This window comes from Streptomyces sp. NPDC052040 (assembly GCF_044548405.1).
In the GTDB taxonomy this organism is placed as follows: domain Bacteria; phylum Actinomycetota; class Actinomycetes; order Streptomycetales; family Streptomycetaceae; genus Streptomyces.
Genome location: NZ_JBIUBV010000002.1, coordinates 244,115 through 268,395 on the forward strand (window position 1 = coordinate 244,115; position 24,281 = coordinate 268,395).

Genomic DNA, 24,281 nt, shown 5'->3' on the forward strand with positions numbered 1-24,281 from the left:
CGATCACACCCACGTCCGGGGGCGGTAACGGTTTGCACGTTCCACCAGGTCGTTCCTCTCCTCGCCGGCCCGCGCGAGCCTGGCGAGCGTCCGGTACGAGCGCTCCAGGCCGAAGCGGAGGCCGCGCTCGTCCAGGTCACTGCCGAGCAGCGCGCGCCCGCCCGCCGCGGACGGTGCGGAGTCCTGGCTACCGGAGAGTACCCAGTCCAGGGCACACCCGAGGACCTCTGTGGACAACTGCTCGCGGCGTACGGCGTCCAGGCCGTACGCCTCCAGCGCCTGAACCTGCCCCGCGGCGGCCATCAGATCGTCCAGGAAGGCCGGGTCCGGCCCCTGGCCGCTCCGCTGCCGCAGCCGCGCCCGTACGGCGGCGACGCGGGCCGCGGTGTAGTGGATGGACGCCTCCGGCACGGACTCCAGGGTCCGTACGGCGGCGGCGCGGTCCCCCGAGGCGAGCCGGACCCGGGCCAGGCCGAAGGCGGCGCCGACATGGCTGGGGTCGGTGGTCCATACGAGCCCGTAGTACTCGGCCGCGTTGTCCAGTTGGCCGAGGACCTCCGCGCACAGCCCGAGGGCCAGCTTGGGGGAGGGCTCGCCGGGGAAGGCGTCGTAGACCGCCTCGAAGGAGAGCGCGGCGGCCGCGTGGTCGGCGGTGGCGAGCGCGGTGACCCCGCGGTACCAGACGACCCGCCAGTCGTCCGGGTGGTCCGCCTCCAGGTCCGCGAGCGTCCGTGCCGCGCCGTCCCGCTCGCCCGTCTCCAGCAGGGCCCGCAGTTCACGCAGCCGCAGCTCCGGGGAGGCCGCCGGGGCGGCGCGCAGCGCGGCGATCAGCTCGCCGGGCGCGGAGGTCATGAGACCGGCCAGGAAACCGGCGTTGGGGTCACCGGGGTCGACCAGGGGCACCGGCAGTGCCAGCGCGGCCGCGGCGGTGTCTACCGCCTTGACGGCCATGGCGGCGATGGCGGGCGTGGCGGCGAGGGCGGACGAAGGCGCCGTGGCGGCGGCCCGCCCCCCGATCGCGGACCACCCCGCGCGGCCGCGCCGGGGCGGGACCGCCCTCGCGCCCAGGCGGGACACGTCCCCGTCCAGCCGGGGGAACAACTCCGTCTCCGTCACCCGCAGTTCCGGTCCGAAGAGCGTCGACAGGGCGGGCCGGGGCCGTCCCGTCTGGAGGGCCACGACCTCCCGCAGCACCCCGGTGAGCTGTTCCGCCATCTCCTCGGCGGAGGCGAAGCGGCGGGCCGGGTCGGGGTCGGTGGCGCGCACCAGCAGCCGGTAGAAGGACTCGTAGCGGTGGAGGACCTCGACGGTGGCCGGGTCGGGCAGCGAGTCCGCGTGGACGGTGGTGTAGCCGGGGAAGTCGAAGGTGAGGACCGCGAGGGTGCGCGCGACCGTGTAGAGGTCGCTGGCCACCGACGGGCCGGTCCCGGCGACCTCGGGGGCCTGGTAGCCGACCGTGCCGTAGACGGCCGACTCCACGTCGTCCATCCTGCGCACCGCGCCCATGTCGATCAGCTTGAGCTGGTCCTCGGTCTGGATGGCGTTGTCGACCTTGAAGTCGCAGTACAGCAGATGGCGGCTGTGCAGATGGCCGAGCGCCTCCAGGGCCTCGATGCCGTAGGCGCACGCCTGTTCCACCGGCAGCGGATCGCGCCGCCCCTCGGGGGTGCGCCGCTCGTTCGCGATCTCCTTCAGCGACTTGCCGCCGACGTACTCCATGACGATGTAGCCGTCGAGCGAGCCCGTGCGCTGGTCGAGGTGTTCCACGAAGTTGTAGATGCGCACGATGTTGGCGTGTTCGATCTCGGCCAGGAAGCGGCGTTCGGAGATCGCCGCGGCCATCGCGTCCTCGTCGCCGGTGTCCAGCAGGCCCTTGAGGACCACCCACCGGTCGGAGACCGCGCGGTCCACCGCGAGATAGATCCAGCCGAGGCCGCCGTGCGCGAGGCAGCCCGCCACCTCGTACTGCCCGTGCACGACGTCCCCGGAGCGCAGCTTCGGCACGAAGGAGTAGGGGTGGCCGCACTTGGTGCAGAACCCCTCGGTGCGGCCCGGTTGTTCGCCGCGGGCGCGGCCGACCGGGGCGCCGCAGTCGGAGCGCGAGCAGTACCGTCTGCGCTCGGGCACCTCGGGCTTCTCCAGCACCATGCCCCGCGGGTCGGGCCGGGGGACGTCCGGGACCTGCACCAGGCCGAGACCGAGGCGGCCGCGCCCGGAGCCCGTGCCCGTGGAGCCGGAGCTGCGCACCGACACCGAGCGTCCGGTGGACCGGCCGGTCAGCCGTCCGGACACCGAGCGCCGGGACTGCGAGGACCCCGAGGAGCGCGAGGACGTACGGGAACTCGGCCCCGAGGCGGCGCCGTCCGGGCCCCGGGAGGCGCCGCCGGACGGCTCCGCCGCCGAGACGACCGGTGCCAGGCCGCAGGTGTCGCAGTACAGCTCGCCGCCGCCCATGTCCTCATAGGAGCCCGTGCAGCCGGGCCGCTGGCAGGTCCGCCCCGCCCGGCTCATGCTTCCTCCCTCCGGTCGGCCCCTTCACCCTGCCGGGGCACGCGCTGGCCGAGCAACTCGGCGACCGCGTGCTGGTAGCGCTGCACCGCCTGCCCGGCGACCCGCAGATCGCAGGGCGCGCTCCACAGCATCCGGCGGGCCGCGTCGTACCGCTCGATCAGCAGCGGGTCCTCGGCGAGCCCGTGCCGGGCCACCTTCGCCCGGTACGCGTCGAGCCGGCCGCGCAGCTCCGCGCGGACCGCGAGCGGCGCGGTGACCGCCGTCAACGACTCGCGGGCGCGCAGCAGTTCGTCCTCCGCCCGCTCCTCCAGGGACTCCAGCAGCGGGGAGAGGCGGTGCCACTGGGCGTGCCTGCGGTACTCAGCGGCGGTCGCCAGCTGCTCCTGGAGCGCGGTCGGCGGGCCGCTGACCGCGGGGACCTCCGAGGCGGCGATCTTGGCGAGGACCTCGCCGCGCGCACTGCGCGCCTCGGCGAGGGTGCGGTCCGCGCGGCTGAGCAGATCGCGCAGCTTGACCAGTCGCAGCTCGGCATCCTGGCGTACCGTCAGTACGGCGTCGATCTCCCGGCGCACCTCCTCCAGGGCGCGTGCCTCGCGGTCGTAGACCGTGGTGTCGGGGCGGCCGCCGCCGGGTGCCGAACTGCCCTGGGCGGGCGACCAGTACGCCAGCGGGTCGGAGACCACCTGTTCGCGCAGCCTGGTCAGGGTCCGGGTGATCCGCTCCAGGTCGTCGGCCGCCGGGTGCTCGCCGGGGCGCACCCCGACGGAGTGCGCGAGCCGCCGGGTGCGCTGGAGCTCCGCGGCCAGTAAATCGATCCGGGCGGGCAGCGCCGACCACACCGCGTCGGCGGCGACGACCAGGTCGAGCGAGGTGGCGTACAGCTCGTTCATCCGTTCCACGAGCCCGGCCAGGCTGATGTGCTCGCTCAGCTTTCCGGCGGCCGTGCCGCCCGCCGCGGCCGCCGTGGCACCGCCCGCGACGGTGACGCTCTCGCCGCGCAGCAGCCCGGTCAGTTCGGCCAGGTCCTCACGGCTGGACCAGCGCCGCCGGGCGCGGATGTCGCGGGCGCGGCGCAGGGCGCCGGTGTAGGCGTCGAAGTACGTCCAGAGCAGGGTGATCGACGCCTCCGCCGACGCCCAGCGCTCCTTGGTCACTCCGGTCAGCGCGGCACCTTCGAGGAGTCTGCGGCCCGCGTGGTCCTGGAGGGCGAGGAGCGAGGTCTCTATGGCCTCGTGCTCCGCGCCGAGCCGCGCCAGCGCACGGTCCACCTCGTCCCGGTCCAGTACCGGCCCGGTGGGTCCCGTGACGCCCATCGATCACCTCTCGCTCTGCTCGTGCCCGTGCGATGTGGGTGCGCCGGGGCAACTCTCCAGTGGTATCAGCTCGGTCGGGCCGGTCAGGAGGACGGTGGCCGGGAGGCCGCCGCGTCGGGGCCCAGGGTGGGGGAGAGCCACTTGGTGTACGAGGCCCCCCAGCCGGTCGCGAGATAGTCCACCAGGACCTGGTTGACCCGCTGCACCAGGTCCTTGGCCTCCTTGTTCATCGCCACTCCGTAGTACTCGGTCGTGAAGGGCTTCCCCTTGAGTTCGACGGTCGGGTCCTGGGCCGCCTGGCTCGCGGCCAGCGCACCGTCGGTGACGACCGCGTCCACCTCGCCCAGTTGGAGCTTGACCAGACAGTCCAGTTGGTTGGGGACGGTGGTGGAGATGTCGGTGGAGGCGGGGAGCCTGCCGGACTTCCTGTCCCCGGCCAGCCGGGCGGCGGCCGTGGAGCCCGCCGCGGAGCAGATCCGCTTGCCCGCGAGCGAGGTGTCGTAGCCCGTGATCCGGGAGGACTTCGGCGCCAGGACCTGCTGGCCGGTGACGAAGTACGGGTCGGAGAACCGGACTTCGTCCAGCCGGTCGCAGGTGATCGTCATGGTGCGCACCACCATGTCCACCTGCCCGCTGCGGACCGCGGGAATGCGCTGGTTGGTGGGAATGGCGTGGAAGCGGACCGCGTCCGGGCTGCCGAGGATCCGGCGGGCGATCTCGCGAGCGAGGTCGATGTCGAAGCCCTCCAGGTCACCGCCCGGGGTGCTGGGGTCGCGGTAGCCCCAGCGGTAGCTGTTCTGGTCGACGCCCACCGACAGATAGCCGCGCCGCTTGATCTCCTGGACCTTGGGGCCCCCGTCGGCGGCGGAGGGCGGGAGGCTCATCCGCTCGGGGTGTCCGCCGCAGTCCTCCGACCTGGCCTGGGTGGCCTCGGTGAGGCCCGGGCCGCCGGTGCCGGTGGAGCCGTCCCGGCTCGCGCGGGCGAGCGGCAGCGACAGCGCGAACAGCACGGCGAGGACACAGGCGAGGACCATCGTGCCCACACCGCCCCAGCCCCTCAGGCTTGCCCTCAGGCGGCGTGCGACCATGACCGCTCCCCCTCTCACCGGTACTCCGAAAGCCTGCGCCCGATGCCCAGCAGCGCCCCGGCCGCGCCCAGCAGGGCGAGGACCGCGGCGCCCGGCGGGAGTCCGGTCAGCGCGTCCCGGCCGTCGCCCGCCGCCCGCTCGAATTCGCTCTCCTCGTGGTCCAGCGCCTTGGCCAGACTGGCGTCCACGCTGTCGAAGCACTCGCCCGTCGGCCGGTCCGCCGCCGAGCCGATGACCTTGTCCAGGGCCGCCTGGTAGTTGCCGTCGTCGTCGGCGGTCCGCGCCTCACCGTGGCGCTGCTGCCAGACCTTCATACTGCCGACGGCGGCCGTCACGGGCTCCCTGCCCGCCGCGTCGTCGGCCAGGGACCCGGCCTCGGCGAGCGCGCCGGAGAGGGTCCGCATGTCCTGCTGGAAGGCGTAGTCGTAGGCGTCCTCGACCGTGCCGTCGGGCAGGCTCTTCGTCTCGGCGCCCCGGTTGACCAGGGTCAGGTTCTCGTTGCCGCGGGCGTTCAGGGAGGCGATGCGCGCGTCGTGCAGCACGGCCAGCGACCGCACCCCGTGGTTGTAGGAGGAGTCGAGCCCGGCGCGGGCCGCGCTGTGCCCCGCCACCAGCCACAGCAGGGCGACGGCGGTGGCCGCGGTGGCGGCGGCCAGGCCCTGGTTCAGCACCCGGTTGGTGCGCAGGAAGTGGCGCCGCTGGGCCCAGCCGAGGGCGGCCAGCGCGAGCACACCGAGGACGATGGCGCACCAGGGATACGGGGTGGCGTCCGCGTAGTCGGAGCGCAGCCGCCGGTTCTCCTGGGTGTACAGGTCCTGCGCGGCGGGCAGCATCTGGCGCTGCATCAGCTCGTCGGCCGCCCGCAGATAGGCGCCGCCCACCGGGAAGCCCTGGCGGTTGTTGGCGCGGGCCCGCTCCACCAGGCCCTTGTACTGCGGCAGAAGGGTGGTGAGCCGGGCGACGGTGTCCGCGGCGGGGGAGCCGGGGGTGGTGCCCGCCGCCGCGGTGACCAGGCCCGAGGCGGCGGCCGCGATGTCCTTCTCATAGCGGTCCGTGGTGGCGCGGGGCTCCTGGCCGCCCGCCAGGAAGCCGCTGGAGGCCGTGGTGTTGGCGTCCGCGAGGGAGCGGTAGATGCCGGCCGCCCCGGCGCTCAGCGGCTGACTGCTGTGCAGCACGTCGTCCGTGGCCTGCGCGCGGTCCGTCGTCTGCCAGGCGGTGACCGCGCCGAAGGCGATGACCAGGGTGGCGAGGACGGCGCCGACGGCCCGCAGCCGTCCGGGCTCGGTGGTCGCGGCGGCCCGCAGCCGGTCCACGCCCTCGGCGAAGGCCGCGCGGGCCGGGGCCGGGGTGGCGGGCGCGGAGGGAGGTGTGGTGGACGCGGAGGGATGCGCGGTGGGCGGCACCGGCGGCGCGCCCGCCCGCTGCGGATGTGTCACTCGACCTCCCCCATGGTCATCCCAACGCCCGCCGTCGCCCGGGCACCTGGCGGGCGAGGGCGCACGGCGGCAAGTATCGCCGTCGGGACCGGCATCCGAACAGGCCTTATGCGATCTTCTTTCCGGATCGCAGGGTATGTGCGGAACGCCGGGCTCACGGCGCCCGGTGCCCGCCCCCCTGTCCTGGAACACGCGATGTTCTGGTGTTCGGTTCCCCGGCGGGGCGGGCGACCCGCACGGCGGGCCCCGGGCACCCGCCCGCCAGGGTCAGGCACCCGTCCCGCCAGGATCAGGCACCTGCCCCTCCAGCATCAGGCCGCCGCCCCGTCCGTCCCCCGGGTGCCGTCGTGTTCGTAGTGGGCGCGCACCCGTGCGTGTGCCTCCCGTGGCGCTCCCAGGCGGTCCAGTCCGAGGAGCGCGGCGCCGAGCACCGGGCGGGCGCTGACCACCCGCGGGACCGCCCGGGGGGCCGGACCGCCCAGCAACTCACGGATATGGCCGTCCAGTTGAGGGTGGCGGGCGGCCAGGACCGAGCCGCCGAGCAGGACCGGGGTCTCCTCCCGGAGCAGGTCCAGCCGGGTCAGTGCGACCACGGCCATCGCCACCACCTCCTCCGCGAGCCGGTCCACGATCGCGCGGGCCACCCGGTCGCCCTCTCCGGCGGTGGCGAAGAGCACCGGCGTCAGCTCATGGCGCCGCTCGGAGTGGATCCGCTCCAGATGGAGCGCCTCGATCAGCGCGCCCATGGAGCCCAGCCCGAAGTGCGCGGGCAGGGTGCGGGCCAGGGCCGTGGGGCCGCCCCGCCCGTCCTCCGCGCGCGCCGCCCACCACAGGGCCTCCTCCGCCAGCTGCCAGCCGCCGCCCCAGTCGCCCGAGATACGGCCGATCGCAGGGAAGCGGGCGGTGCGTCCGTCGGGCCGCATCCCGACGCAGTTGATGCCCGCGCCGCACACCACCGCCACCCCCCGGGGCTCGGCGACCCCGGCCCGCAGCACCGCGAAGGTGTCGTTGCGGACCTCCACGGTCCCGCCCCAGGTCCGCGCCTCCAGGGCGGCCGTCAACTGCCGCTCCTCCACCGGGAGATCGGCGTTGGCCAGACAGGCCGAGACATGGCTCACGGAGACGGCCCCGGCCTCGGCGAAGGCCCGGGACACCGCCTCGGCGAGGGTGTCCACGGCCGCCTCCACACCCACGGCCGGTGGCCGGAACCCCCCGCCCCGCGCGGCGCCGAGCACCTCGCCGCCGGGGCCCACGACGGCCACGTCGGTCTTGCTGTTGCCCGCGTCGATGGCGAGGACGCTCGCGGTCAGGCCCACGCGAGATGCTCCCGGTTGTGCGCGATCAGCCGGTCGGTGAGGGCGTCGGCGGAGGAGTACTGGCCGATCAGCGGGTGGGCGAGCAGCGCGCGGAAGACCCGGTCGCGTCCGCCGTGCAGAGCCGCCTCCAGGGCCAGTTCCTCGTACGCGGTCACCTGTGCCATCAGCCCCGCGTACAGCGGGTCCACCGCCGGCACCGGCAGCGGGACCGGGCCCTGCGGTCCGACGGCGGCCTGCACCTCGATCACCGCGTCGTCCGGCAGGAAGGGCAGCGTGCCGCGGTTGTACGCGTTCACCACCTGGTACGGCGTGCCCCCGCCGGTCAGCAGGGAGGCGGCGAGGTCCACGGCGGCCTCCGAGTAGTAGGCGCCGCCCCGCCTGGCGAGCAGCGCGGGCTTCTCGTCGAGCGCCGGGTCGCGGTACATCCGCAGCAGCTCCCGCTCCATGGCGGCCACCTCCGCCGCCCGGGAGGGCCTGCCGCGCAGCTCTGCCACGACCTCGTCGTGCGCGTAGTAGTAGCGCAGATAGTACGAGGGGACCACGCCGAGGCGGTCGATCAGGGAGCGCGGCAGGCGCAGATCCCCGGCGACTGCGTCCCCGTGCTCGGCGAGCAGCTTGGGCAGGACGTTCTCGCCCTCGGGGCCGCCGAGCCGTACACCCGTCTCCCAGGTGAGGTGGTTGAGCCCCACATGGTCGAGGTGCACCTCGGCGGGGGCGGCGCCGAGCAGGGCGGCGAACTTCCGCTGGAAGCCGATCGCCACATTGCACAGGCCGACCGCCCGGTGGCCCTCGTTCAGCAGCGCCCGGGTCACGATGCCCACCGGGTTAGTGAAGTCGACGATCCAGGCCCGGGGGTTGGCGCGGCGGACGCGCTCGGCGATGCCGAGGACCACCGGCACCGTGCGCAGCGCCTTGGCGAGGCCCCCCGCGCCGGTGGTCTCCTGCCCGACGCAGCCGCACTCCAGCGGCCAGGTCTCGTCCTGCTGCCGCGCGGCCTGCCCGCCGACCCGCAGCTGGAGCAGTACGGCGTCGGCGCCCTCGATGCCCGCGTCCAGGTCGCTCGTCGTCACCACACGGCCGGGGTGGCCCTGCCGGGCGAGGATGCGCCGGGCGAGGCCGCCCACCGGCTCCAGCCGCTCGGCAGCCGGGTCGACCAGGACCAGTTCCTCCACCGGCAGGGTGTCCCGCAGCCGGGCGAAGCCGTCGACGAGTTCGGGTGTGTAGGTCGAGCCTCCGCCGACCACGGTCAGTTTCATGCGGTGCTAGCCCTTCACTCCGGTGAGCGTGACGCCCTCGACAAAGGCCCTCTGGGCGAAGAAGAAGACAAGGATCACGGGGGCCATGACCAGCACGGTCGCGGCCATGGTGAGGTTCCAGTCGGTGTGGTGCGCGCCCTTGAAGGACTCCAGGCCGTAACTGAGCGTCCAGGCGCCCGGGTTCTCCGAGGCGTAGATCTGGGGGCCGAAGTAGTCGTTCCAGGCGTAGAAGAACTGGAAGAGCGCGACGGCGGCGATGCCCGGCCGGGCCATGGGCAGGACGACCCTCAGCAGGGTCCGCAGCTCCCCGCAGCCGTCGACCTTCGCCGCGTCCAGGTACTCGTTCGGGATGGTCATCAGGAACTGGCGCAGCAGGAAGACGGAGAAGGCGTCGCCGAAGGCCATCGGGACGATCAGCGGCCACAGGGTGCCGGACAGGTCCAGCTGCTTCGCCCAGAACAGATACATCGGGATGACCACCACCTGCGGAGGCAGCATCATCATCGAGATCACCAGCATCAGGGACAGATTCCGGCCCGGGAAGCGGAGTTTGGCCAGGGCGTAGGCGACCGGGACCGAGGACACCACGGTCAGGGCCGTGCCCAGGCCCGCGTAGACCAGGGTGTTGCGCCACCAGGTGAGGAAGCCGGGGGTATCGAGGACCGTGCGGTAGTTGCCCCACTCCCAGGTGTGCGGGACCAGATCCCGGCTGAGCGCCTGGCTGTCGCTCATCAGCGAGGTCAGGAGGACGAAGACGAAGGGCAGGGTGAAGAAGAGGGCGGCGGCCACCCCGAGGGAGTGGACCGCGATCCACTCCAGCAGCGCCCCGCGGCGCGCTGCGCGGGCCGCGGGCGAGGCGGTCCTCCTCGATTCCACCCGTGTGCCGAGCACCTGGGTCATGTCAGTCACCTGCCAGATTGAGGCCGCCCCGGCGCCGCATCAGAAACGCGGTGAACACCATCGACAGGGCGAAGAGCACCAGCGCGACGACGCACGCGGAGCCGTAGTCGAAGCGCTGGAAGCCGAGGTTGTAGACGAGCTGGGGCAGGGTGAGCGTGGACTTGTCGGGGTAGCCCGGCTCGAACTGGGTGCCCGCGCCCTGGATCACGCCCGAGGCGACCTTTCCGGCGATCAGCGGCTGGGTGTAGTACTGCATGGCCTGGATCACGCCGGTGACCACGGCGAACATCACGATCGGGGCGATGTTCGGCAGGGTGACATGGCGGAAGCGCTGTCCCGCCGAGGCGCCGTCCAGCGCGGCCGCCTCGTACTGCTCCCTCGGCACGTCCAGCAGCGCGGCCATGAAGACGACCATCAGGTCGCCGACGCCCCACAGCGCCAGCAGGGTGAGGGCGGGCTTGGACCAGGAGGGGTCGTTGAACCAGCCCGGCGCCGGGAGGCCGATCGCGCCCAGGAGCGAATTGACCGGCCCGGTTCCGGGGTTGAGCAGGAAGGCGAAGGCCATGGTGGCGGCCACCGGCGGAGCGAGGTAGGGCAGGTAGAAGAGGGTGCGGAAGACGCCCGTGCCGGTTCTGATCCGGGTGATGAGCAGGCCCACCCCGAGTCCGAAGACGACCCGCAGGGTGACCGTGACCACGACCAGCCACAGGGTGTTGCGCAGCGCGGGCCAGAAGAGGGGGTAGTGCCCGAAGACGTACGACCAGTTCCTGGTTCCGCTCCAGGTCGGCGGCCGGAAGCCGTCGTAGTGCATGAAGGAGAAGTAGACCGTCGAGAGCAGCGGATACGCGAAGAAGACCGCGAAGCCGATCAGCCAGGGCGACATGAAGGCGAGGGTGGTGAGGGCCGCCCGGCGGCGTCTGGCGGCGAGAGTGGGGGCGGTCATCGTCACTTCGCCTGCGCGATGTCCGTGTCGATCTGCCGGGCCGTGCTCGCCAGCCCCGCCCTGAGGTCCTTGACCTTGCCGCTCTCGTAGTCGTAGCCGAACTGCTGGATGGTCACCAGGTACTGGCCGCCGTTGAGGGAGGCGGGGGTGGTGGTGGAGTCGGGGTCGGCCGCGATGTCCAGGAAGGTCTTGAAGCGGGGGTCGGCCTTCAGGGCGGGGGACTTCAGGGCGGCCAGGGTGGAGGGCACATTGTGGATGTCGTTGGCGAAGCCGACCACCGCGTCCGTGTCCGTGGTCATGTACTTCACCAGCTCCCAGGCCGCGTTCTGCTTTCTGCTGGTGGCGGCGATCCCGGCGATGGTGCCGGTGATGTAGCCCTTGCCGTACTCGTCGGCCCGGTCGTCGGGCACGGGCAGCGGGGCCACGCCGATCTCGAAGTCCGGCTTGGCGTCCAGGGCCATGCCCAGGCGCCATTCGCCGTCGAGCTGCATGGCGACCTGGCCGGTGTGGAAGGGGTGCCTGGGGCCCCACTCGTCGCCCAGCTTCGCGCGGTACCTCTCCAGCTTCCGGAAGCCGCCGAGTTCGTCCACCAGCCTCTTCTGGAGGGTGAATCCGGCGGTGAAGGCGGGGTCCTCGGCGAGGCGCGACGTTCCGTCGGCGCCGAAGTAGGTGGGGGAGAACTGGGCGAGGTAGTGCTCGGTGGTGGTCTCCCAGCCGTGGTAGTCGGGCATGAAACCGAGCTGCCGGTAGCCGTCGCCGTCCGGGACCGTCAGCTTCCTGGCGTCGGCCTCGAACTCGGACCAGGTCTTCGGCGGGGCGGCGATGCCCGCCTTCCGGAAGGCGGTCTTGTTGTAGTAGAGCCCGTAGGCGTCGCCCAGCAGCGGCACCGTGCAGCGGTCCCCGTCGAACTGGGTGTACTCGTTCATCGCCTTCGGGAAGGTCGCCGCCGGGTCGATGCCCGCCTTCCGGAAGAAGGGGTTCAGATCGACCAGGGCCCCGGAGGAGCAGAACTTCCCGACGTTGTTGGTGGTGAAGGAGGAGATGACGTCGGGCGCCCGGTCGCCGCCGGTGCGCAGCGCCTGGTTGATCTTGTCGTCGGTCATATTGGCGACGACCTTCACATGGATGTTCGGGTGCGCCTTCTCGAACCGTGCCACCAGCGCGTTGACGGCCCTGGTCTCGGAGGGCGCGCTCCAGGCGTGCCAGAAGTTCAGGGTGGTCTCCTTGGACGCGTCGTCGTCGGCGCCGGAGGAGGGCTGACCGGTGCAGGCGGTGGCGAGCAGCGCGACGGACGCGACTAGGGCACAAGACATCTTCCGCATGGTTTCGGGCATGACGGGGTCTCCCTGGGGCGGGGGGTCGGACAGGGGACGCGCTGTGCTGTGGTGCGGCGGGGGCGAGGGCGGGGTCCGGAAGGGTGTGCGCGGGGTGAGCCGGTCGGGCGGGGGTGCTCAGCGCGAGGTGTCGAAGACCTCGTCGCGGGTGGTGGCGAGCGCGCTCTCCAACGCGCCGCGCAGGACGGGGTGTTCGCGTACGTCGCCGACGGCGAGGCGCGGCCGGGAGGCGGCCAGCTCCTCCAGTTCGGCCTGGACCAGGGCCCGCAGCGGCTCACCCCCCGCGGTGAGCGAGGTGCCGCTGAGGACGACGAGTTCCGGGTCGAGTACGGAGACCAGTGCGGCGAGACCCGTGGCGAGCCGGGTCGCATAGGTCTCCAGGAGGCGCCGGTGGGGCCCCGAGGCATGGTCGGCGCCCAGCGCGACCAGTTGGGCGGCGACCTCGGTGTACGGGCCCGTGGGCACGTCCGCCACGCCCAGCTCGCGGGCCAGCCCCGGCAGCGCCTGGGAGCCCGCGAGCTCCTGGTAGCCGCCGCTGTTGGCCCGGGTCACCTGGCGGACCAGGGGCGCGCCGGGTACCGGCAGGAAGCCGACCTCACCGGCGCCGCCGGTCCAGCCGCGGTGCAGCCGTCCGCCGAGCACCAGGGCCGCGCCGAGACCGCCCTCGTTCCACAGCAGCACGAAGTCGTCGTGGCCGCGGGCCGCGCCCAGCCGCTGTTCGGCCAGGGCTACCAGATTGACGTCGTTCTCGTACTCGACGGGCATCGGCAGGGCCGCGGCGAGTTCGTCGAGCAGCGCCGGGGAGTGCCAGCCGGGCAGATGGGAGGCGTAGCGCAGTCGGCCGGTGGTGGGGTCGAAGGCGCCCGGGGTGCCGATGACCACCCGGTGCACATCGGCGAGGGCGAGCCCGGCGGCCTTCACGGCGCCGCCGAGGGCGTCGGTGACCTGCCGGGCGACGGGCTGTGCCGGGCGGCGGCCGGGGGTGGGCAGCTCGTACCGGCCGACCGTGCGGCCGGTGACATCGGCGACGGCGGCGCGGATCCGCTCGGGGGTGACATCCAGTCCCGCGACATGGGCGGCGGCCGGATTCACCACGTAGAGCTGGGCGTTCGGTCCCGGGCGGCCCTCGCTGGTGCCGGTCATCAGGACGAGCCCGGCCGCTTCGAGGCGGGCGAGGAGCTGGGAGGCGGTGGGCTTGGACAGGCCGGTGAGCTTGCCGATGCGGGTGCGGGTGAGCGGGCCGTGCTCCAGGAGGAGGTCCAGGGCGGCCCGGTCGTTCATGGCGCGCAGCACACGCGGGGTGCCCGGCGTACCGGCGGATCCTGCCATGTCTGTCGCCACCTGCCTGTAGATCACTGTTAGGAAACTTTCCAATTGGTGAGAGGAACGTAGGCCCGGGGTCACGGGGGCGTCAATACCGGCCACGGGCGGCAACCAAGTCGTTACCTGGACCCTTGCCGGAACGCCGAGAGGCGGCCTCCGCACACTCCGGAGACCGCCTCTCGGCAGCGTGAACGCGCCGCTACGAGCGCGCCGCTACTTCACCGGCGGGCGCACTGGCGGGATCGGGGCCGCCGCCTCCGACTGGGGCGAGGCGGTGTTCGCGTACGCCGACGGGGGCGCCGTGGTGGCCGCCGGATCGGGCAGGGCCGCCTCCGCCGGGGCCGTGGCGCCGCCCACGATCCGGATGTCCGCCTCGTCGAAGGCCCGCTTGATCCGCCAGCGCAGCTCGCGCTCCACCGCCAGCGCCTTGCCCGGCATGGTCTTCGCGGTGACCCGGACCACCATCGAGTCCAGCAGCACACTGTCCAGGCCCAGCATCTCGATCGGGCCCCACAGCAGCTCGTTCCAGGGCTCGTCCTTGCTCATCCGCTCGGCGACCTGGTCGAGGGTCTCCTTCACCCGGTCCAGGTTCTCGGCCGCCCGGACGGTCACATCCACCCCGGCCGTCGCCCAGCCCTGCGAGAGGTTGCCGATGCGCTTGACCTCGCCGTTGCGGACATACCAGATCTCGCCGCCGTCGCCGCGCAGCTTGGTCACCCGCAGGCCGACCTCGATCACCTCGCCGGAGGCCACCCCCGCGTCGACGACATCACCGACGCCGTACTGGTCCTCCAGGATCATGAACACACCGGACAGGAAGTCCGTCACCAGGTTGCGCGCGCCGAAACCGATCGCCACACCCGCCACACCGGCCGAGGCCAGCAGGGGCGCCAGATTGATCTGGAAGGTCGACAGCACCATCAGCGCCGCCGTGCCCAGGATCAGGAAGGACGCCACCGAGCGCAGCACCGAGCCGATCGCCTGCGAGCGCTGCCGACGGCGCTCCACGTTCACCAGCAGACCGCCGAGCGCCGTGCCGTCGACCGCCTGGACCGTGCGGTTCATCCGGTCGATCAGTTTCGTTATCGCCCGCCGCACCATCACCCTCAGCACGGCGGCGACCACCAGGATCAGCACGACCCTGAGGCCGATCGCGAGCCAGGTGGACCAGTTCTGCTCGACCCAGCTCGCGGCGTTCGTCGCGCTCTCCTGGGCGTCCTGGAGCGTGGGCACGGCCGGGGCCGTCGTCTGCGAGGGCGACGGGGACGGTACGGCGCCGGCGGCCGACAGAACGGGCAAGGACACGAGGGATACCTCCAGGTGCGGTCCAGCTCCACCGCCGGCGCCCGCGGCCAAGGTCACGGGAAGGTCACCGGACGGCAGAATCACCACACTAACGGTGCATCGTGCGGAGATCCCGCCGATGGACCGGGGAGAGACCGTGCTCACCCGGAGAAGTAAGGGGGCGCACAACGGGGGATGCTTCCGGTGTGGTCGAAAACACTCCCAGCCCGTTACCGGGACATGGTGGCGCTTCCACCAGGCATGAGGGGAGACTGTCTGTCAGATCGTCCCGGCGCGAGCCACGCGCCGCCGGCGTACAAGGAGGCATCCGTGCCGCACGTCCTGGTCCTCAATGCGTCGTACGAGCCACTCGGCGTCGTACCGCTCCGCCGCGCGCTCGTCCTCGTCCTCGAGAACAAGGCCGTATGTCTTGAGGAGACCGGCGCATACATGCACAGCGCAACCGTCACTGTCCCCGCACCCAGCGTGGTCCGGCTGAAGCGATTCGTGCGGGTTCCCTACCGGGGGCCCGTTCCTCTTACCCGTCGTGCGCTCTTCGCCCGCGACGGGGGCCGGTGCATGTACTGCGGTGGCGTCGCAACCAGCGTCGACCACGTCATTCCGCGCAGCCGCGGTGGTCAGCACGTCTGGGACAACGTGGTGGCGTCCTGCCGCCGCTGCAACCATGTCAAAGCCGACCGGCATCTCTTCGAGATCGGCTGGCGGCTCCATCACAAACCTGCGCCGCCCACCGGGCTGGCCTGGCGCATCATCGGCACCGGCCATAGGGACCCGCGCTGGCTGCCCTACTTGCAGCCGTACGGCGCGGACGACGCCCTCGCCCGGATCGACGGCATCCCAGCCTGACGGTCCGGGCCTTCGCGTTCCCCGGGGCGAGCGGCACCACGGCCGGGCGCCCCGGGATTCCGCCTGCCCCGGGCCGCGGGATTCCGCCTGTCCCGGGCCGGGATGCGTGCGCACTCCCTGGCGACCGGGTACGTTCTGTGACGATACGCACGTTGTCCGTCCTCGTACGTCTGCGGGCGCGCCCACTGGGTAGGCCACTCCTCACCCGCACCCGTCGTACGACGAAGGAGGCCCCCGTGGCCGCATCGGTCCACCCCCCGCTTCCGGCCCTGTCCAAACGCGTCCCGGCCGGCCGTCTGCCCGCCACCGGCAGGTTCGCCGAGCCGGACCCCCTGCTGTGCGTCCTCAGCGCGGAGGTCGCCTGCGCCGAGGTGCCGCTGACCAGCGAGCCCCCGCTGCCCGACGCCGAACCGCTCACCAGTGAGCCCCCGCTCGCCGACGCCACACCGCTGACCAGCGAGCCCCCGGCCGCCCACCCGGACCCCACGGAGTTCTAGGTGGCCGCGGCCGCGCCCGGGCCCGAGGGCACCCCGCTGGACCGGCTCGCGGCGCTGCACGGCGTCGCCACCTCCTACCGGCCCTCCCCGGACCGCACGGTCCGGGCCTCGGACGCCGCGGTCACCGCCGCCCTCGCGGCACTCGGCGTCGATGCGGACACCCCGGACGCCTTACGCACCGCCCTCGCCGCCCGCGAGAGCGAACTGCGCGCCCGGCTGCTGCCGCCCACCGTCGTCGCCTGGGGCGGACAACCGCCCGCCGCCCTCGCCGCCCTGCCCGAGGGCACCCGCCTGCGGATCGTCACCGAGCAGGGGCAGACCCGGTCGTCCGCCGCGGGCCTCCCGCCCGGCGTCCACGCCCTGTACGCGACCGCGCCCGACGGCCGCGGCGCCGAGGCCCATCTCGTCGCCGCCCCCGACCGGCTCCCCGCGCCCGGCGGACGCTCCCACGGACTGCTTGTCCAGCTCTACTCCCTGCTCTCCCACCGCTCCTGGGGCATGGGCGACCTCGGTGACCTCGCCGAGCTGGCCGCCTGGGCCGGACGCACCATCGGCAGTGGATTCGTGCAGGTCAACCCGTTGCACGCGGCCGTGCCCGGCCCGCCGACGGACCCCTCCCCCTACCGCCCCTCCTCGCGCCGCTACCCGGACCCCGTGCATCTGCGCGTCGAGGCCGTCCCCGAGTTCCCCCACGTCGAGGACCAGGACCGGATGCGGGCGCTGCTGGAACGCGCGGCCCGGCTGCGGGAGTCCGTCCTCGACAAGGGCGCCCTGATCGACCGGGACGCCGTGTGGGACCTCAAGCGCGCCGCACTCGAACTCGTGCACGCCGTGCCCCTGGGACCCGGGCGGCGCGCCGCCTACGCCGGATTCCTCGCCGAGGAGGGCGAGGCGCTGACGGACCACGCCACCTGGTGCGCCCTCGCCGAGGCGTACGGCCCCGACCCCGCCACCTGGCCCGCCGGACTGCACGACCCCCGCTCGCCCGAGACCGCCCGCGCCCGCGCCGCACTGGCCGACCGCGTCGGGTTCCACAGCTGGCTCGCCTGGCTGACCGACGCCCAGCTCGGCGCCGCCCAGCGCACCGCGCGCGACGCCGGGATGCCCCTCGGGCTGATCCACGACCTCGCCGTCGGTGTGCACCCCGGCGGGGCCGACGCCTGGGCCCAGGCGGAGTACCTCGCGGCCGGGATCTCGGTGGGCGCCCCGCCGGACGCCTTCAATCCGCGCGGCCAGGACTGGGGGCTGCCGCCCTGGCGCCCCGACCGCCTCGCCGCCTCCGGGTACGCCCCCTACCGGAGGCTGCTGCGCGCCCTCCTGCGGCACGCGGGCGCCCTGCGCATCGACCATGTCATGGGTCTGTTCCGGCTCTGGTGGGTGCCGCAGGGCCGCCCGCCCACGGAGGGCACCTATGTCCGCTACGACGCCGAGGCCATGCTCGCCGTCCTGGTCCTGGAGGCCGCCCGGGCGGGCGCCCTGGTGATCGGGGAGGACCTCGGGACGGTGGAGCCCGGGGTGCGGGAGGCCCTGCACGAGCGCGGGGTGCTCGGCACCTCCGTGCTGTGGTTCGAGCGGGACTGGACGGGCGACGGGCAGCCGCTGCCGCCCGCGAGCTGGCGGGAGGACTGCCTGGCCACGGCCACCACCCACGATCTGCCGCCCACCGCGGCCCGGCTCACCGGCGAACATGTGGACCTCCGCGACCGGCTCGGGCTGCTGACCCGCCCCCTGGCCGAGGAGCGCGCCGAGGCGGCCGCCGACGCCAGTGAGTGGCTCGCCCTGCTGACCCGGCTCGGACTGCTGGAGGACCCGGCGGGTGATCCGGTGGCCGCGGAGGAACAGGAGGTCCGAGCCGTCCACCGGTATCTGCTGCGCACCCCCGCCCGGCTGATCGGCGTCTGGCTCCCGGACGCGGTGGGCGACCGCCGTCCGCAGAACCTGCCGGGCACCTGGGACCAGTACCCCAACTGGCGGCTGCCGATGGCGGACGCCGAGGGCCGCCCGGTCGCCCTGGAGGAACTGGCGGCCTCCCCGCGGCTGCACGCGCTCATGGACGTGCTGCGGGAGCCGGTCACCGGGCCGGAGAGTCCCGGCGGCGGACCCGCACCGGCCGCCGGGGCACCGGACGGTGACGGGGTGCCGGGGTGAGCGGGCCGGGCGGCCGCCCGCTCCACCGGACGGGTGCGGGGCGTCAAGCGGACCCCCGGGCGCGCGGCCGGTCCGGGCGTTCGCTACTTTTGCACCGTGGACAAGAAGAACGCCCTGCGCGCCGGCGCCCTGGCTGCCGGTACGACGCTGATGATGCTGCTCATGTCGTCCCCCGCGCTCGCGCTGGCGCGCGACGACGGCGACGACCCCGGCAAGGGTCTGAGCGTGGCCGAGACCCTGGGTCTCTATGTCGCCGCGCCGCTGGTGCTGTTCGCGGTCATCGCGGGCCTGGTCATGGTCACCGACAAGACCCGCAAGCAGGCGAAGCAGGGCTGAGGCCCGCCGAGGAGCCGCGGGGCCCCCTCCCGGGTCCCGTCGGCCCTCGCGTCCCCGAACACCCCGTCGAGGGAGTCCGTACGGCAGACCGCCGTGCGGACTCCCTCGACGTGTTGTACAAGGGGGTCCGGCACCGGACCGCGGCAACCACCCCCTCCCGGCACCCCTCAACGCACGTCGGCCCACGTCCGCCCGCACCAGGAGGCCGCGATGGCAGGCACGACCCGAACACCCGCTTCCGGCGACAGCGCCCCCACCGGGGTCCTCGTCGTCGGTGCCGGTCCCACCGGTCTGCTTCTCGCCGGTGACCTGGCCGCCGCCGGTGTCCCCGTCACCGTGGTCGAGAAGCGGCCCCACCGGATCAGCAACCTCTCCCGCGCCTTCGTGCTGCACGCCCGCACCCTGGAGCAGCTCGACGCCCGAGGTCTCGCCGACGGACTCCGGGCGCTCGGCGAACCCCTCTCGGACCTGCGGCTCTTCAACCGTCTCGCCATCCGCCTGGACCGCCTCCCGTCCCGCTTCAACGAGCTCCTCGTCATCCCGCAGTACGAGGTGGAGAAGGTGCTGGAGCGGCGGGCGGCCGACGCCGGGGTGCGCTTCCGGTACGAGACCGAGGCTACCGGGGTGGTCCAGGACGCCGACGGGGTGACCGTCCGGGTCCGCGGGGCCGGGGGCGGGGCCGAGGAGCTGCGGGCCGCGTACGCGGTTGGCGCAGACGGCCTGCACAGCGCCGTCCGCCGGGCCGTCGGGCAGCCCTTCCCCGGCAGGTCCGTGATCCGTTCCGTGGTCCTCGCCGATGTCCTGCTCGACGAGAAGCCCGAGCGGGTGCTGACCGCCAACGCGGTCGGGGACGCCTTCGCCTTCATCGCGCCCTTCGGCGACGGCTGGTACCGGGTCATCGGCTGGCACCGCGGCCGGAACGTCTCCGACACCGCGCCGCTCGGCCTGGAGGAGGTCCGGGAGATCGTCCGTCTCTCGCTGGGCCGCGACTACGGCATGCGCGACGCCCGCTGGCTGTCCCGCTTCCACAGCGACGAGCGCCAGGCACCCGCCTACCGCGTCGGCCGGGTCCTGCTGGCCGGGGACGCCGCCCATGTGCACTCCCCGGCGGGCGGCCAGGGACTGAACACCGGCCTCCAGGACGCCGCGAACCTCTCCTGGAAGCTCGCCGCCGTCCTGCACGGCCACGCGGACCCCGCCCTCCTGGACACCTACCAGTCCGAGCGCCACCCGGTCGGCCGGGCCGTACTGCGCAGCAGCGGCGGGATCATCCGGCTGGCGATGGTCCGGCGCCCCTGGAGCCGGGCGGTGCGCGCCGCGCTGATCGCCGTCCTCAACCGGTTCCCTCCGGCCCGGCGGAGCATGGTCGGCCAGATCACCGGCATCGGATACCGCTATCCGGCCCCGCGCGGCGCCCACCCGCTGACCGGCCGGCGCGCCCCCGACATCGCGCTGACCACCGGCCGGCTCTACGAGGCCCTGCGCGGCGGCCGGTTCGTACTGATCACCCCGCCCGGCACGGACAGCGGGAAGGGCGGCCGGGCGGACCGGCTCACGGTGGAGCACTGGGCGAGCGGACGCGGCACCGCCGTGCTGGTGCGGCCCGACGGCTACATCGCCTGGGCGTCCGAGGAGCCCGGTGCCGAGCGCATCGAGGAGGCACTGCTCACCTGGACGGGCCCGCCGACGGCCGGGTGATCCGGCGGTCCGGGCACGGCGAAGGGCGCCCGGCGGGTGCCGGACGCCCTCTGCCGCAGGAACGGGTCCGCGGTGCTACGCGCGCGCCGCCGCCGCGTCCGCGGCCTGGGCCCGCAGCGCCCGCTCGACACCCGAGCGCGACTCCAGGACAAGTCGGCGCAGCGCCGGGGTCGGCTCCTCGGCCGCCAGCCATGCGTCGGTCCGCCGCGTGGTCTCCTCGGACACCTGGACCGCCGGGTAGAGCCCGACCACGATCTGCTGGGCGATCTCGTGCGAGCGGGAGCCCCAGACGTCCTTGACCGCCTCGAAGTACTTCTCGGCGTACGGCGCGAGCAGCTCACGCTGGTCGGTCTGGACGAAGCCCCCGATCACCGCCTCCTGCACGGCGTTGGGCAGCTTGTCGGACTCGACCACCGATGCCCAGGCCTCCGCCTTGGCCTCGGCCGTCGGACGGGCCGCCCGGGCGGTCGCCGCGTGCCGCTCGCCCGCGGCCGTGCGGTCCCGCTCCAGCTCGCCCGCGATCTCCGCGTCGTCGAAGCGGCCGACCGCCGCGAGCCGCTCCACGAACGCCCAGCGCAGCTCGGCGTCCACGGCCAGGCCCTCGACCGTCTGCGAACCGTCCAGCAGCGCGTCCAGCAGGTCCAGCTGCTCCGGCGTCCGCGCGGTCGCCGCGAAGGCGCGCGCCCACGCCAGCTGGTGGTCGCTGCCCGGCTCGGCGGACCGCAGATGGGCCAGGGTGGCGTCCGTCCAGCGGGTCAGCAGCGCCTCGCGCGCGGACGGGTCGGCGTACAGGTCGATCGCCAGCTTCACCTGGCGGTGCAGCGACTGCACCACACCGATGTCCGACTCCTTGGAGATGCCGGACAGCACCAGGGCGAGGTAGTCGCGGGCCGCCAGCTCCGCGTCCCGCGTCATGTCCCAGGCCGAGGCCCAGCACAGGGCGCGCGGCAGCGAGGAGTCGAAGTCGCCCAGGTGCTCGGTGACGAAGGCGAGCGACTCCTCGTCGAGACGGACCTTGGCGTACGAGAGGTCGTCGTCGTTGAGCAGGATCACGGCCGGGCGGCGGCGGCCCGACAGCTGCGGCACGGCGGTCAGTTCGCCGTCCACGTCCAGCTCGATCCGCCCGTCCTCGGCCCGGCGCAGCTTGCCGCTGCCGTCGAGGTCGTACAGGCCGATGGCGATGCGGTGCGGCCGCAGGGTCGGCTCGCCCTTGGCACCGGCCGGGAGCGCCGGGGCCTCCTGGCGCACGGCGAAGGAGGTGATGACCCCGTCCGCGTCCGTCTCGATCTCGGGGCGCAGGACGTTGATGCCCGCCGTCTCCAGCCACAGGTGCGACCAGGTCTTCAGGTCCCGCCCGGAGGTCTCCTCCAGGGCGCCCAGCAGGTCGGACAGGCGGGTGTTGCCGAAGGCGTGCCGCTTGAAGTAGGCCTGCACACCGGTGAAGAAGGCGTCCATGCCGACATAGGCGACCAGCTGCTTGAGGACCGAGGCGCCCTTGGCGTAGGTGATGCCGTCGAAGTTGACCAGGACGTCGTCCAGGTCGTTGATCTCCGCCATGATCGGGTGCGTGGAGGGCAGCTGGTCCTGCCGGTACGCCCAGGTCTTCATGGAGTTGGCGAAGGTCGTCCACGAGTGCGGCCAGCGGCTCTCGGGGTGGTACGCCATGCAGGCGGCCTCGGCGTAGGTGGCGAACGACTCGTTCAGCCAGAGGTCGTTCCACCACTCCATGGTGACCAGGTCGCCGAACCACATGTGGGCCAGCTCGTGCAGGATCGTGGCGGCCCGGGCCTCGTAGGACGCGTCCGTCACCTTCGAGCGGAACACGTACTGGTCGCGGAAGGTGACCGCGCCCGCGTTCTCCATCGCGCCCGCGTTGAACTCCGGCACGAACAGCTGGTCGTACTTCTGGAACGGGTACGCGTAGTCGAACTTCTCCTGGAACCAGTCGAAGCCCTGCCGGGTGACCTCGAAGATCGCGTCCGCGTCCAGGAACTCGGCGAGCGAGGGACGGCAGTAGATGCCGAGCGGGACGGTCCGCCCGTCCTTCTCGTAGACGCTGTGCACCGAGTGGTACGGGCCGACGATCAGCGCGGTGATGTACGTCGAGATGCGCGGGGTCGGTTCGAAGACCCAGACGTCGTCCTCGGGCTCCGGGGTGGGCGAGTTGGAAATGACGGTCCACCCGGCCGGTGCCTTCACGGTGAACTGGAAGGTGGCCTTGAGGTCGGGCTGCTCGAACGAGGCGAACACCCGGCGCGCGTCGGGCACCTCGAACTGGGTGTACAGGTACGCCTGCTCGTCCACCGGGTCGACGAAGCGGTGCAGGCCCTCGCCGCTGTTGGTGTAGGCGCAGTCGGCGACCACGCGCAGGATGTTGCGGCCCTCAAGGAGGCCGGGCAGGGCGATCCGCGAGTCCTTGAAGACCTCGGCCGGGTCCAGGGCGTCACCGTTGAGCGTCACCTCGTGGACCGCCGGGGCCACCAGGTCGATGAACGACTCCGCCCCGTTCTCGGCGGAGTCGAAGCGCACTGTGGTCACGGACCGGTAGGTGCCGCCCTCCTGCGCGCCGGAGAGGTCGAGATCGATCTCGTACGAGTCAACGGTGAGCAGCTTTGCCCGCTGCTGAGCCTCTTCGCGGGTCAGGTTTGTGCCAGGCACGCGGTCATCTCCTCGATATGTGTGGGTCGCGCCATCCTTCCATGCCGCCATGGCGTTGGGCGATGATCCGGCGGCCGTCGCGGGGCCCCGGGGGCACACCGGGCCGGGGACGTGCCGGGGAGCCGCCCCGCCGGGTACGCCAAGGGGCGCGCACCGGCAGCGGTGCGCGCCCCTTTTGGGCGGGAATTGCCTACTCGCTCAGCTCCGCCGCCACCAGCTCCGCGATCTGCACGGCGTTCAGCGCCGCGCCCTTGCGGAGGTTGTCGTTGGAGATGAACAGGGCCAGGCCGTGCTCCACGGTCTCGTCCCGGCGGATGCGGCCCACGAACGAGGGGTCCTGCCCGGCCGCCTGGAGCGGGGTCGGGATGTCGGAGAGGGCCACGCCCGGGGCACCGGCCAGCAGCTCGGTGGCGCGCTCCACCGTCAGCGGGCGCGCGAAGCGGGCGTTGACCTGGAGGGAGTGGCCGGAGAAGACCGGGACGCGGACGCAGGTGCCGGAGACCTTCAGGCCGGGGATCTCCAGGATCTTGCGGGACTCGTTGCGGAGCTTCTGCTCCTCGTCGGTCTCGTGGAGGCCGTCGTCGACGATGCCGCCCGCCAGGGGCACCACGTTGAAGGCGATCGGGCGCTGGTAGACCTGCGGGTCGGGGAAGTCGACCGCGCCGCCGTCGTGGGTCAGCCGGTCGGCGTCCGCGACCACCTTCTGGGCCTGGCCGTGCAGCTCCGCGACGCCCGCGAGGCCGGATCCGGACACCGCCTGGTAGGTGGCGACGACGAGCGCCTGGAGGTCCGCCTCCTCGTGCAGGGGCTTCAGCACCGGCATCGCGGCCATGGTGGTGCAGTTGGGGTTGGCGATGATGCCCTTCGGGCGGTTCACCGCCGCGTGCGGGTTGACCTCGGAGACCACCAGCGGCACGTCCGGGTCCCGGCGCCAGGCGGAGGAGTTGTCGATCACCACGGCGCCCTGTGCGGCGACCTTCTCGGCCAGCGCCTTCGAGGTCGCGCCGCCCGCGGAGAACAGCACGATGTCCAGGCCGCTGTAGTCGGCGGTGGACGCGTCCTCCACCGTCACCCCGTCCAGGACCGTCCCCGCCGAGCGGGCGGAAGCGAACAGGCGCAGCTGCGTGACCGGGAAGTTCCGCTCCGTGAGGATCCTGCGCATGACCGTGCCCACCTGACCGGTGGCTCCGACGATTCCGACCCTCACGGCGACTCCCTCTGGGTGTGTTCTGCGTGCGTACTGCCTGGCCGAGGCCTTTTCCATCATGCGGCCGCCGGCCGGGCTGTCCAATTCTTTGCGCGGCCTGCCCGAGGGGTGGGACGCCACCCCCGGACCGACGGTTGCGGATGTGCGGCCCGCACCGCGCTGAGCT

The 24,281-nt window shown here is 73.2% G+C and carries 18 protein-coding genes; 5 read left to right on the plus strand and 13 right to left on the minus strand.

The window, feature by feature from the left end:
- Positions 1 to 3 precede the first annotated feature (3 nt).
- The 11 genes from ACIHAA_RS07255 to ACIHAA_RS07305 form a co-directional block, all read right to left on the minus strand.
- Complete coding sequence (locus ACIHAA_RS07255) at positions 4 to 2,511, minus strand: tetratricopeptide repeat protein (RefSeq protein ID WP_399814100.1); 2,508 nt, start codon at positions 2,509 to 2,511, stop codon at positions 4 to 6.
- The gene (locus ACIHAA_RS07260; RefSeq protein ID WP_399814102.1) at positions 2,508 to 3,824 is read right to left on the minus strand and encodes a hypothetical protein; all 1,317 of its coding nucleotides are present in this window, start codon (positions 3,822 to 3,824) and stop codon (positions 2,508 to 2,510) included. The genes ACIHAA_RS07255 and ACIHAA_RS07260 overlap by 4 nt, the downstream gene beginning before the upstream one ends.
- A gap of 83 nt (positions 3,825 to 3,907) precedes the next feature.
- On the minus strand, positions 3,908 to 4,912 hold the full coding sequence (locus ACIHAA_RS07265; protein WP_399814104.1) for a glutamate ABC transporter substrate-binding protein: 1,005 nt from the start codon (positions 4,910 to 4,912) through the stop codon (positions 3,908 to 3,910).
- Positions 4,913 to 4,926: 14 nt separating this feature from the next.
- A complete protein-coding gene (locus ACIHAA_RS07270) occupies positions 4,927 to 6,348 on the minus strand; it encodes a hypothetical protein (protein WP_399814106.1) in 1,422 nt (473 codons plus the stop codon).
- 311 nt (positions 6,349 to 6,659) lie between these two features.
- Entirely contained in the window at positions 6,660 to 7,664 is a 1,005-nt protein-coding gene (locus tag ACIHAA_RS07275; protein ID WP_399814108.1) for an N-acetylglucosamine kinase, read from the minus strand.
- Positions 7,655 to 8,920 (minus strand): 6-phospho-beta-glucosidase, encoded by a 1,266-nt coding sequence (locus ACIHAA_RS07280; protein WP_399814110.1) that lies wholly within the window; start codon positions 8,918 to 8,920, stop codon positions 7,655 to 7,657. Before ACIHAA_RS07280 ends, ACIHAA_RS07275 begins: the two co-directional genes overlap by 10 nt.
- Positions 8,921 to 8,926: 6 nt before the next feature.
- Positions 8,927 to 9,820, minus strand: a complete 894-nt coding sequence (locus ACIHAA_RS07285; RefSeq protein ID WP_399814529.1) for a carbohydrate ABC transporter permease — start codon at positions 9,818 to 9,820, stop codon at positions 8,927 to 8,929.
- 1 nt (position 9,821) lies between these two features.
- Positions 9,822 to 10,763 carry a carbohydrate ABC transporter permease gene (locus ACIHAA_RS07290; RefSeq protein WP_399814112.1) on the minus strand — a complete coding sequence of 314 codons (942 nt, stop codon included), beginning with the start codon at positions 10,761 to 10,763 and terminating at the stop codon, positions 9,822 to 9,824.
- Positions 10,764 to 10,765: 2 nt separating this feature from the next.
- Entirely contained in the window at positions 10,766 to 12,097 is a 1,332-nt protein-coding gene (locus tag ACIHAA_RS07295; RefSeq protein ID WP_399814114.1) for an ABC transporter substrate-binding protein, read from the minus strand.
- Positions 12,098 to 12,214: 117 nt separating this feature from the next.
- Complete coding sequence (locus ACIHAA_RS07300) at positions 12,215 to 13,426, minus strand: ROK family protein (protein WP_399814116.1); 1,212 nt, start codon at positions 13,424 to 13,426, stop codon at positions 12,215 to 12,217.
- Positions 13,427 to 13,633: 207 nt separating this feature from the next.
- Positions 13,634 to 14,725: a mechanosensitive ion channel family protein gene (locus ACIHAA_RS07305; RefSeq protein WP_399814118.1), complete on the minus strand. Its 1,092-nt coding sequence runs from the start codon at positions 14,723 to 14,725 to the stop codon at positions 13,634 to 13,636.
- A gap of 309 nt (positions 14,726 to 15,034) precedes the next feature.
- Here ACIHAA_RS07305 and ACIHAA_RS07310 point away from each other — a divergent pair, with 309 nt between their 5' ends.
- The 5 genes from ACIHAA_RS07310 (at position 15,035) to ACIHAA_RS07330 (ending at position 20,250) form a co-directional block, all read left to right on the plus strand.
- A complete protein-coding gene (locus ACIHAA_RS07310; RefSeq protein ID WP_399814120.1) occupies positions 15,035 to 15,571 on the plus strand; it encodes an HNH endonuclease in 537 nt (178 codons plus the stop codon).
- A 236-nt stretch (positions 15,572 to 15,807) separates the two neighbouring features.
- The gene (locus ACIHAA_RS07315) at positions 15,808 to 16,068 is read left to right on the plus strand and encodes a hypothetical protein (protein WP_399814122.1); all 261 of its coding nucleotides are present in this window, start codon (positions 15,808 to 15,810) and stop codon (positions 16,066 to 16,068) included.
- On the plus strand, positions 16,069 to 18,216 hold the full coding sequence (gene malQ, locus ACIHAA_RS07320) for a 4-alpha-glucanotransferase (RefSeq protein WP_399814124.1): 2,148 nt from the start codon (positions 16,069 to 16,071) through the stop codon (positions 18,214 to 18,216).
- Positions 18,217 to 18,312: 96 nt separating this feature from the next.
- On the plus strand, positions 18,313 to 18,552 hold the full coding sequence (locus tag ACIHAA_RS07325; protein WP_399814126.1) for a hypothetical protein: 240 nt from the start codon (positions 18,313 to 18,315) through the stop codon (positions 18,550 to 18,552).
- A 210-nt stretch (positions 18,553 to 18,762) separates the two neighbouring features.
- Positions 18,763 to 20,250 carry an FAD-dependent monooxygenase gene (locus tag ACIHAA_RS07330; protein WP_399814128.1) on the plus strand — a complete coding sequence of 496 codons (1,488 nt, stop codon included), beginning with the start codon at positions 18,763 to 18,765 and terminating at the stop codon, positions 20,248 to 20,250.
- Positions 20,251 to 20,325: 75 nt separating this feature from the next.
- Here the strand turns inward: ACIHAA_RS07330 and pepN are convergent, their stop codons facing one another.
- Entirely contained in the window at positions 20,326 to 22,908 is a 2,583-nt protein-coding gene (gene pepN, locus ACIHAA_RS07335) for an aminopeptidase N (RefSeq protein WP_399814130.1), read from the minus strand.
- 190 nt (positions 22,909 to 23,098) lie between these two features.
- On the minus strand, positions 23,099 to 24,115 hold the full coding sequence (locus ACIHAA_RS07340) for an aspartate-semialdehyde dehydrogenase (protein ID WP_399814132.1): 1,017 nt from the start codon (positions 24,113 to 24,115) through the stop codon (positions 23,099 to 23,101).
- Between the last annotated feature and the right edge of the window lie 166 nt (positions 24,116 to 24,281).